The following is a 9573-nucleotide window of genomic DNA, read 5'->3' on the forward strand; positions in this document are numbered from 1 at the left end:
CCGGCGCCCGCCACCCAGGTGGTGCGCGAGCAGTCGGACTATTACCACGCCACCAAGACGACCATCTTCAACGCCCTGATCAACACCATCGATCTGGCTCAGCTGGCCCAGCTGGACGCCAAGGCGGCGGCCGAGGAGATTCGCGACATCGTCGCCGAACTGGTGGCGATCAAGAACGTCTCCATGTCGATCTCCGAACAGGAGACCCTGGTCCAGGACATCATCAACGATGTCCTTGGCTATGGCCCGCTCGAGCCCCTGCTGGCCCGGGACGACATCGCCGACATCATGGTCAACGGCGCCAGCCGGGTGTTCATCGAAGTGGGCGGCAAGGTTCAGCTGACCAATGTGCGCTTCCGCGACAACTCCCAGCTGATGAACATCTGCCAGCGGATCGTCAGCCAGGTCGGCCGCCGCGTCGACGAAAGCTCGCCGATCTGTGACGCCCGCCTGCCCGACGGCAGCCGGGTCAATGTGATCGCCCCGCCTCTGGCCCTGGACGGCCCGACCCTGACCATCCGGAAATTCCGGAAGGATAAGCTGACCATGAAGGACCTGGTGGAGTACGACTCCATTACCTCCGAAGGCGCCAGGGTGCTGGGTGTGATCGGCGCCTGCCGGTGCAACATCCTGATTTCCGGCGGCACGGGCTCGGGCAAGACGACCCTGCTCAACACGTTGACGGCCTTCATCGACCCCACCGAGCGGGTCGTCACCTGCGAGGACGCCGCCGAACTGCAGCTGCAGCAGCCCCATGTGGTGCGCCTTGAGACCCGTCCGCCGAACCTGGAGGGCCAGGGTCAGATCACCATGCGCGACCTGGTGAAGAACTGCCTGCGGATGCGGCCTGAGCGGATCATCGTCGGCGAGGTCCGCGGCCCTGAGGCCTTCGACCTGCTACAGGCCATGAACACCGGCCATGACGGCTCCATGGGCACCCTGCACGCCAACAGCCCGCGCGAGGCGGTCAGCCGTCTGGAGTCCATGATCACCATGGGCGGCTATGGCCTGCCCTCGAAGACCATCCGTGAAATGATCGTCGGCTCCATCGATGTGATCATCCAGGCGGCGCGCCTGCGGGATGGCTCGCGGCGCATCACTCACGTGACCGAGGTCGTGGGCCTGGAAGGCGACGTGATCATCACCCAGGACCTGATGCTCTATGAGATCACCGGCGAGGACGCCGAGGGCCGGGTCGTAGGCCGACACCGTTCCACCGGCATCGCCCGTCCCCGGTTCTGGGACCGCGCCCGCTATTATGGCTTGGAGCGCGAACTGGCTGAAGCCCTGGACGCCGCCGAATGAGCGCCACCCTGCTCGCCATCCTGGCCGCCGTGCTCGGCTTCATCGTCGTGGCGGGTTTCGGCTTCGCCCTGGCCGGCCCGTCTCCGGCCCAGGCCCGGGCGGCCAAGCGAACCCAGGCGATCCTGGGCCGCGAGCCGCGGGACGCCAAGGCCCGCCGCGCCAGCGGCTCCAGCCAGGATCAGCGGCGCAAGCAGATCCTTCAGAGCCTCAAGGAACAGGATCGCCAGCAGCGCAAGGCCTCGCTCTCCCTCGGCGCCCGTCTGCAACAGGCCGGCTTGAGCATCAACGTCCGCACCTTTTGGCTGATCAGCGCCGGGCTCGGTATCTCCGTCTTCCTTCTGGTCCTGATGGTCGGCCAGGCTTCCTATGTCGCGCTGGGCCTGGGTTTCGCCGCGGGGCTAGGCCTGCCCCGCTGGATCGTTGCCATGATGGCCGCCCGGCGGATAAAGAAGTTCATCGGCGCCTTTCCCGACGCCATGGACATCATTGTTCGCGGCATCAAGTCGGGCCTGCCGGTGAATGACAGCCTGCGGATCATCGGCGCCGAGGCGCCCGAACCCCTGGCCAGCGAATTCAAATCCATGACCGAGAACACCGGCATGGGCGTCTCGATCGATCAGGCGATCGACCGCATGTACGAGCGCATGCCGGCCCAGGAGGTGCGCTTCTTCGGCATCGTCCTGGCGATCCAGCAGAAAACCGGCGGCAATCTGGCCGAAGCGCTGGGTAATCTTTCCACCGTCATCCGCGCCCGCAAGCTGATGCGGGAGAAGATCAAGGCCCTGTCCGGCGAAGCCGTCGCCTCGGCCTTCATCATCGGCTCCCTGCCCCCGGCGGTGGTGATCATGATCACCCTGATGGCCCCGGAATACATGGCGCCACTGTTCACCGACGTGCGGGGCCGGCTGATCCTATTGGGCGGCGCGCTGCTGATGGGCATGGGGATCTGGGTGATGCGCCGCATGATCCGGATGAAGATCTAGGGCCGCTGCGATGAACCTGGGCGCTCTTACCGACCCCGACAACCTGCTGGCCGTCTTTGTGGCCGTGGTCACCTTCGCCACGATCGTGACCATCGCCCGACCCCTGATGAACCGCAGCAACCTCGAGGCGCGGCTCAAATCCGTCTCCAGCCGGCGCGAGGAGCTGCGGCGCAAGTCCCGCGAGGCCCTGGTGGCCGCCAAGGGCGGCTCCCTGCGCCAGACAGACGAGGGGCTCTATAAGAAGGTGGTCGAGCGGCTGCAGCTTTCGCGGCTTCTGGAGGACCCCCAGGTGGTCGAAAAGCTGGCTCAGGCCGGCTTCCGCGGGCCGCGGCCGGTCAGCACCTTCTACTTCTTCCGCTTTGTATCGCCCTTCGTCCTGGCGGCAGGCGTGGGCTTCTATCTTTTCGTGGTCAACGATTTTGGCCTGACCTCCATGACGCGCGTCGCCGCCACAGTTGCGGGCCTCACCCTGGGCTATTACGCGCCCAATATCTACATCAGCAACATCGCCCAGAAGCGCCGGGAATCCATCGTCGGCGCCTTTCCCGACGCCCTGGATCTGCTGCTGATCTGCGTGGAATCCGGCATGTCCATCGAGGCGGCCATCCAGAAGGTCAGCCAGGAGATCGGCGGCTCCTCCATCGAGTTGGCCGAGGAAATGACCCTGCTGACCGCTGAGCTCTCCTACCTGCCGGAACGGCGGCAGGCCTATGAGGGCCTGGCCAAGCGGACCAACCATCCGGGCATCAAGTCGGTCACCACCGCCATGATCCAGGCCGAGCGCTACGGCACGCCGCTCGGCACGGCGCTGCGGGTGATGGCCAAGGAGAATCGCGATCTTCGCCTGGCCGCGGCGGAAAAGAAGGCCGCTCAGCTGCCGGCCAAGCTGACCGTGCCGATGATCGTGTTCTTCCTGCCCGTACTGTTCCTGGTGATCCTGGGACCGGCGATCCTGAGGGTCATGGACATGATGGCGGCCAACGGCCCCGCCTGACGCAATCGGCCCGCTACTGGGCCGAACCCACGGAACTCCAGGACCGACCGGCGCCGCCGGTGGAGCCCGACGCCGCTGCAGCGCGCAGATAGGCCAGGTTGTTGGCCACCAGTTGCGGCGGCAAATCCTGGCGCGCCAGGGCCTCGGCCTCGGCGAGACGTCCCTGCAGACCCAGGATCAGCGCGAGGTTCTGGCGGGCGACCGCCGTGGCGCCCGGCAAGGCCGCGGCATGGCGCAGGAGCGCCTCGGCCTCGGCGGTCTGGCCCCTCGCAGCCTGGAACATGGCGAGATTGGACAGCACCGAGGGATTGTCGGGGGCGAGCTGCACGGCCCGGCGATGGGCCGCCAGCGCCTCGGCGTCGCGTTCGGCCTGCTCATAGGCCATGGCCAGCAGGAAGGGCGCGCGCCAGTCTTCTGGCGCCAGACTCTGGGCCTTGCGCCCCGGCTCGACGGCGTAGAAGCCCTGACCGCGGGCCAGGTGGGCGCGGGCCAACTCCAGCATCACCTCAACATTATGGGGCGCCAGGACGGCCAGCCGCTCGGCGGCGGCGGCGGCGTCATCGGGCTTGCCCATGTTGCGTAGCGCGCGGGCCAGCCCGATCCCGGCCTCCAGATCGGTGGCGTCAAGATTGACTTCGCGGGCCCAGAAGGCCGCCTGAGCCAGGGGATCGAGGCGCGCCGACAGGGCGCGCTCTTCGGCGCTGGCCTTGTGGGCCGCTGTCGGCTGAGCCGGGGCGTCCGCCGGCGCCGGCGTTTCAGCCTTGGCCTTGAACCCGAGGGCGTGCGCCGGCGGGGCCGAGGCCAGGCCGAGCGCGAGGGCGGTTGCGGCGAGGGCCGACATGCGACACATGACCAAGGGTAGCCTCCGTAGGTTCCGGCCAGACTGGACCGGGCGCCTTAAAGGAAGCGTTAAGCATAAGCCGAAGGGCCAGCCGCCATGTCCGACGTGATCCTGGACGCCGCCGAGGGCGTCATCGTCCCGGTCCATCTCCTGCGGGAGGCCGACGCCGAGGCCGCCGTGGCGGAGCTCGGCCCGCAAGGGCGCGGCTTGGCGGCGGCCCAGGGGTTCACGGGCAAGGCCGGTCAGATCCTGCTGGTCCCCAACGCCGAGGGCGGGCTCGAACAGGTGCTGTTCGGCCTGGGCCAGGCGCGGGCTTCCGGGGTCCGTGCGCTCGCCGCCAAGCTGCCCCAGGGAACCTATCAGATCGCCACCAGTCCGCAGGACATCACCCCTGACGAGGCGGCCCTGGCCTTTGCGCTCGGGAGCTATCGCTTCGACCGCTACAAGAAGAAGTCCGACGAGCGTCCACGCCTTGTGGCCAAGGGCGCCGATGTGGCCGCCGTGCGCGCCATGGCCCATGCCTGTGCGCTGGCCCGCGACATGATCAATACGCCGCCCAACGACATGGGACCGCTGCAGATCGAGACCATCGCCCGGGAGATCGCCGAGCAGTACGGGGCGACGATCACGGTGGTGACCGGCGAGGGCCTGCTGGAGGCCAACTATCCCGCCGTCCACGCAGTCGGCCGCGCCGCCGGCGCCAGCCGCGAGCCGCGGATGATCGAGCTGTCCTGGGGCCAGGAGGGTCATCCGCTGGTGGCGATCATCGGCAAGGGTGTGGTGTTCGACACCGGCGGCCTCGACATCAAACCCTCGGCCGGCATGCGGCTGATGAAGAAGGACATGGGCGGCGCCGCCCACGCCCTGGCCCTGGCCCGGATGGTCATGGCCGCCCGCCTGCCCGTGCGGCTGCTGGTCCTGACCCCGGCGGTGGAGAACGCCATCTCCGGCGACGCCATGCGGCCGGGCGACGTCATCGATTCGCGCAAGGGCCTGACCATCGAGGTCGGCAACACCGACGCCGAGGGCCGCCTGATCCTGGCCGACGCCCTGACCCGCGCCGCCGAGCTTTCGCCGGACCTGACGATCGATCTGGCCACCCTGACGGGCGCCGCCCGGGTGGCGCTGGGACCGCAGCTTCCCCCGTTCATGACCGATGACGAGGCGCTGGCCACAGCGATCATGGCGGCCTCCGAGGCGGTGGAGGACCCCCTGTGGCGCCTGCCGCTCTGGAAGGGTTACGTGGAGGCCTTGGACAGCGACGTGGCCGACCTGAAGAACGATCCCGACGCCTGGGCTCAGGCGGGCGCGGTGACGGCGGGTCTCTTCCTGCAGCGGTTCGCGCCGGAGGGCGCCTGGGTTCACCTGGACATCTTCGCCTGGAATCCCAAGGGCCGCCCCGGCGTGCCGGCTGGGGGCGAGGTCATGGCCATCCGTGCGCTGCTGCGCATGCTGCAGGACCGCTACCGGTGAGCCGCGATCCACGCCTGACCCTGGCGCGCCCCGACCTGGCCGCGCGCGATCTCCAAGGCCTGGTGGCGGCTGGGCGGTACGCAGACCCGAGGGCCTACGCTTGTCGGGTGGCGGCGAGCGCCATTCGCACCGCGCCTTCGGCCGGGGCCGAGCAGGCCGACCAACTGCTGTTTGGCGAGATCTTCGACGTCCTGGACGAGGCCGATGGCTTCGCCTGGGGCCAGGCCCGGCGGGACGGCTATGTGGGCTTTGTCGCCCTGGAGGCTCTTGGGACCCCGTCGCGGACCACCCATCGGGTGAGCGCCCTGCGCACCTACGCCTTCGCAGCGCCCAGCATCAAGGCGCCGGCCCTCGGCCCCTTCAGCCTCAACGCCCTGGTCAGCGAAGTCGAGCGGGAAGGGCGCTTTGTCCGCGACGCCGACGGCGCATGGTTCGTCGAACGCCACCTCGCCCCTGTCGGGTTCGACTTCGCCAGCGATCCGGCCGCGGTCGCCGAGCGCCATCTGGAGACGCCCTATCTCTGGGGCGGTCGCGAAAGCCTCGGCATCGACTGCTCGGGCCTCATTCTACAGGCGATGCTGGCCTGCGGCCGGGCCTGCCCGCGGGACACTGACATGCAGGAGGCGCGCTTCACCCAGAACGCCGATCCGCAGGCCCTGCGCCGCGGCGATCTGGTCTTTTGGCGGGGCCATGTGGCCATGATGCTGGACACCGACCAGATCATCCACGCCAACGCCCACCACATGGCCGTGGCGATCGAGCCGCTGAACACCGCCATCGCGCGGATCGAGGCGGCGGGCTCGGGCGAACCCACCAGCTATCGCCGCCCCTGAGCCGCGAGCCAGGCTTCAGACCACCAGACACGAAAAAGCCCGGCGCTGGCGCCGGGCCTGATCGTTCTTCGGTGCGCGCCGTCGGCCTAGTTGGCCGGGGCGGTCGCCTCGGCTTCAGCGGCCGGCGCTTCGGCGGCGGCTTCGCCTTCAGCCGGCGCGGCTTCTTCGCCCTCAGCGGGGGCAGCCTCCTCGGCGGCGGGCTCTTCCACCGGATTCGGCGCCGGGAAGGACAAGGAGCCGCCCATGGAGTGCAGATAGGCGATCACATTGATCAGTTCTTCGCGGCGCTTCAGGCCGACGAAGGTCATCTTGGTGCCGGGGATGTAGCGCTGCGGCGCTTCCAGGAAGTGGCCCAGCTCTTCGAAGGTCCAGACCGGCGCTTCGGCGCCGTGGTCGACCATGGCGGACGAATAGGAGAAGCCGGGATGGACGGCCGGATGGGCGCCGACCACGCCGAACAGGTTCGGGCCAGTGCCGTTGGCGCCGCCCTGGGCGATGGAGTGACAGCTCACGCACTTGGCGAAGCTGGCCTCGCCCGCCGCCACGTCGGCGGTCGGCAGCACCGTGCCCCAGTCGATGGGCGCCTCAGGCGGCGCGCCGCCGGCGGCGACTTCAGGAATGTCGATGGCATAGCCAGCGGTCTCGGGCGCATGCGGCGCAAACACGATAGCGGAGGCTTCACGCAGGCCAACAATGGCCAAGCCTGTCGCCAGCACTGCGCCGGCGACCTTGTTGAACGTAAGGTCGCTCATAGTCTTGGATTCGGCCCTCTTTGAGGCCGGTCATCGAAACCGGCAGACGCGCGGGAATCTCCCGCCCCTTATTGCGCCCGCGTCTCTTACACGCTACCGGCGCTCGTGCAACCGGCCAGTTCGTCGCTGGGAGCGTCAAGCGCTGCCGCGCGCAGTCTTCATCCGGACCATGACGCCGATCATCCTCATACCCGCCCGCATGGCCGCCACCCGCCTCCCGGGAAAGCCCCTGGCCGACATCGAAGGCGTGCCGATGATCGTGCGCGTTCTGCGTCAGGCGCAGGCGGCCGGTGTGGGTCCGGTGGCCGTGGCGGCGGGCGATCCGGAGATCGTCGAAGCGGTGGAAGCCGCCGGCGGCCGCGCCGTGCTGACGGACCCGGACCTGCCCTCAGGGTCCGACCGTATCCTCCGCGCCCTGGAGGTGCTCGACCCCCAGGGCCGCCACGACGTGGTGATCAATCTGCAGGGCGACATCCCCTTTGTGGCGCCCGGCGTGGTGCAGGGTTGCGCCGATCTGCTGGCCCGTGAGCCTTCCTGCGACATTTCGACCATCGTGGTGGCCGATAGCGACGTTTCCGAGCGCTCGAACCCCGACATCCCCAAGGCGGTGCTGGCCATGGCGGCGGATGGCCGCTCTGGCCGGGCCCTCTATTTCACCCGCTCGCCCCTCTATGGCGACGGGCCGGTCTGGCTGCACCATGGGGTCTATGGCTATCGGCGCGAGGCACTGATCCGCTTCACGGCCGCACAGCCCTCGCCGCTGGAGCAGCGCGAGCGGCTGGAACAGCTCCGCGCCCTGGAGATGGGGATGAGCATCTGGGCGGCGGTGATCGACTCCGCGCCGATCTCGGTGGACAACCCCGCCGATCTGGAACGCGCCCGGGCCCACGCCCGAGCCATGACCGAGGGACTTCGATGAGCCAGGGACGTATCGCCTTCCAGGGCGAGCTGGGCGCCAACAGCCATGAGGCCTGCGCCGCCTACTTCCCGGACTACGAGCCCGTCCCCCATCCGACCTTCGACGAGGCCTTCGAGGCCATCAAGACCGGCGACTGCCAGCTCGGCATGATCCCGGTGGAGAACTCCATCGCCGGCCGGGTGGCCGATGTGCACCACCTGCTGCCCAATTCCGGCCTGAAGATCATCGGCGAGAAGTTCAAGCCGATCCGCTTCCAGCTGATGGTCAATCCCGGCGTGAAACTGGAGGAGGTCACCACCGTCCAGTCCATGGCCATCGCCATCAGCCAGTGCCGCAGGACGGTCAAGCGCCTGGGCCTCAAGGCCGAGACCGTGGGCGACACCGCCGGCGCGGCGCGGATGCTGGCCCAGACGCCGGATCGGACCCGGGCGGCGATCTCGCCGGCCCTGGCGGCCGAGATCTACGGCCTGGAGATCCTGCTGCGCGATATCGAGGACGAGCGGCACAACACCACCCGCTTCCTGGTGATGACCGCCGATCGCGATCCGCCCGCCCCGCCGTTCACCAGCCCCTGCATCACCAGCTTCGTCTTCCGCGTGCGCAACCTGCCGGCCGCCCTCTACAAGGCCCTGGGCGGCTTTGCGACCAATGGCGTCAACATGACCAAGCTGGAAAGCTACATGGAGGACGGCGCCTGGACGGCGACCTTCTTCTACGCCGAGGTCGACGGCCGCCCCGAAGACCGCGGCCTGGCCCTGGCCTTCGAGGAGCTGCAGTTCTTCTCCGAGAAGTTCGAGATCCTCGGCGTCTATCCGGCCGACCCCTTCCGCGCCCGGGTCTAGGCGGGCTGGGTTCTCCCGAGCTCGCCACCTTTCCCGAGGTCGTCACCTTCGGGCTTGACCCGAAGGTCCATGCACACTTGGCCCGCCCCGGTGTTCATGGATGGTCGGGTCAAGCCCGACCATGACGGCGGAGAGGGTGGCGCGTGGCTCCTGAAAGGACTCAGCCCTCCTCGGCCCAGGCCTTCAGCAGCTGGTGGGCGATGGCGAGCGGCCCCGGCGCGAAGACGCCTTCGATCTTGCCGGCCAGCAGGTCGCGGGCCTCGGCGCGGGTGAACCAGCGAACCTCCGACAGCTCGGTCTGGTCCGGGGCGGCCTGGTCGTTCTCCACCTCGGCCAGCAGGCCGATCATCAGGGACGAGGGATAGGGCCAGGGCTGGGTCGAGTGGTAGCGCACGCTCACCGTCTTCAGGGCGGCCTCTTCGGCCAGCTCCCGGGCGCAGGCCTCCTCAATGCTCTCGCCGGGCTCGAGGAAGCCGGCCAGGGCCGAGAACATGCCCGGCGGCCAGGCCTCCTGGCGGCCCATCATGCAGCGGTCCCCCAGATAGGGCAGCATGATCACCACCGGATCGGTGCGGGGGAAGTGCTCAGCCTTGCAGACCGGGCACTGGCGCTTCCAGCCCCCGTCCACCAC

10 protein-coding genes are annotated in these 9573 nt (G+C 68.8%); 7 read left to right on the forward strand and 3 right to left on the reverse strand.

The features are described 5' to 3' along the window. The 3 genes from V7702_RS15430 to V7702_RS15440 form a co-directional block, all read left to right on the forward strand. Positions 1–1305, forward strand: a 1305-nt coding sequence (locus tag V7702_RS15430) for a CpaF family protein (RefSeq protein ID WP_335650968.1), incomplete at its 5' end; no start/stop codon positions are given. Between the two features lie 8 nt (positions 1306–1313). After that, positions 1314–2288, forward strand: coding sequence for a type II secretion system F family protein (locus V7702_RS15435; RefSeq protein WP_335650976.1), 975 nt, complete (start codon positions 1314–1316; stop codon positions 2286–2288). A gap of 10 nt (positions 2289–2298) precedes the next feature. After that, positions 2299–3282 (forward strand): type II secretion system F family protein, encoded by a 984-nt coding sequence (locus tag V7702_RS15440; RefSeq protein WP_335650969.1) that lies wholly within the window; start codon positions 2299–2301, stop codon positions 3280–3282. A 13-nt stretch (positions 3283–3295) separates the two neighbouring features. On the opposite strand, the gene V7702_RS15445 is transcribed toward V7702_RS15440, so the two are convergent. Next, positions 3296–4132, reverse strand: coding sequence for a tetratricopeptide repeat protein (locus V7702_RS15445; protein ID WP_335650977.1), 837 nt, complete (start codon positions 4130–4132; stop codon positions 3296–3298). Between the two features lie 87 nt (positions 4133–4219). On the opposite strand from V7702_RS15445, the gene V7702_RS15450 reads away from it, so the two are divergent. Together V7702_RS15450 and V7702_RS15455 are read left to right on the forward strand one after the other, a co-directional pair. After that, a complete protein-coding gene (locus V7702_RS15450; RefSeq protein WP_335650970.1) occupies positions 4220–5596 on the forward strand; it encodes a leucyl aminopeptidase family protein in 1377 nt (458 codons plus the stop codon). Continuing rightward, the gene (locus tag V7702_RS15455) at positions 5593–6429 is read left to right on the forward strand and encodes a C40 family peptidase (RefSeq protein ID WP_335650971.1); all 837 of its coding nucleotides are present in this window, start codon (positions 5593–5595) and stop codon (positions 6427–6429) included. The genes V7702_RS15450 and V7702_RS15455 overlap by 4 nt, the downstream gene beginning before the upstream one ends. Before the next feature lie 86 nt (positions 6430–6515). Here the strand turns inward: V7702_RS15455 and V7702_RS15460 are convergent, their stop codons facing one another. After that, positions 6516–7181, reverse strand: coding sequence for a c-type cytochrome (locus V7702_RS15460; RefSeq protein ID WP_335650972.1), 666 nt, complete (start codon positions 7179–7181; stop codon positions 6516–6518). Between the two features lie 169 nt (positions 7182–7350). On the opposite strand from V7702_RS15460, the gene V7702_RS15465 reads away from it, so the two are divergent. Together V7702_RS15465 and V7702_RS15470 are read left to right on the forward strand one after the other, a co-directional pair. Further along, entirely contained in the window at positions 7351–8100 is a 750-nt protein-coding gene (locus V7702_RS15465; protein ID WP_335650973.1) for a 3-deoxy-manno-octulosonate cytidylyltransferase, read from the forward strand. After that, a complete protein-coding gene (locus tag V7702_RS15470) occupies positions 8097–8942 on the forward strand; it encodes a prephenate dehydratase (RefSeq protein ID WP_335650974.1) in 846 nt (281 codons plus the stop codon). The genes V7702_RS15465 and V7702_RS15470 overlap by 4 nt, the downstream gene beginning before the upstream one ends. 160 nt (positions 8943–9102) lie before the next feature. Here V7702_RS15470 and V7702_RS15475 read toward each other — a convergent pair. Next, the coding region (locus V7702_RS15475) for an NAD(+) diphosphatase (RefSeq protein WP_335650975.1) at positions 9103–9573 on the reverse strand (471 nt) is incomplete at its 5' end.

Source organism: Phenylobacterium sp. (assembly GCF_036963605.1).
Classification (GTDB): Bacteria; Pseudomonadota; Alphaproteobacteria; order Caulobacterales; family Caulobacteraceae; genus Phenylobacterium.

Coding starts and splice junctions, on each gene's coding strand:
- V7702_RS15440 (WP_335650969.1), top strand. CDS start 2,299: ATGAACCTGGGCGCTCTTACCGACCCCGACAACCTGCTGGCCGTCTTT.
- V7702_RS15445 (WP_335650977.1), bottom strand. CDS start 4,132: ATGTGTCGCATGTCGGCCCTCGCCGCAACCGCCCTCGCGCTCGGCCTG.
- V7702_RS15450 (WP_335650970.1), top strand. CDS start 4,220: ATGTCCGACGTGATCCTGGACGCCGCCGAGGGCGTCATCGTCCCGGTC.
- V7702_RS15460 (WP_335650972.1), bottom strand. CDS start 7,181: ATGAGCGACCTTACGTTCAACAAGGTCGCCGGCGCAGTGCTGGCGACA.
- V7702_RS15465 (WP_335650973.1), top strand. CDS start 7,351: ATGACGCCGATCATCCTCATACCCGCCCGCATGGCCGCCACCCGCCTC.
- V7702_RS15470 (WP_335650974.1), top strand. CDS start 8,097: ATGAGCCAGGGACGTATCGCCTTCCAGGGCGAGCTGGGCGCCAACAGC.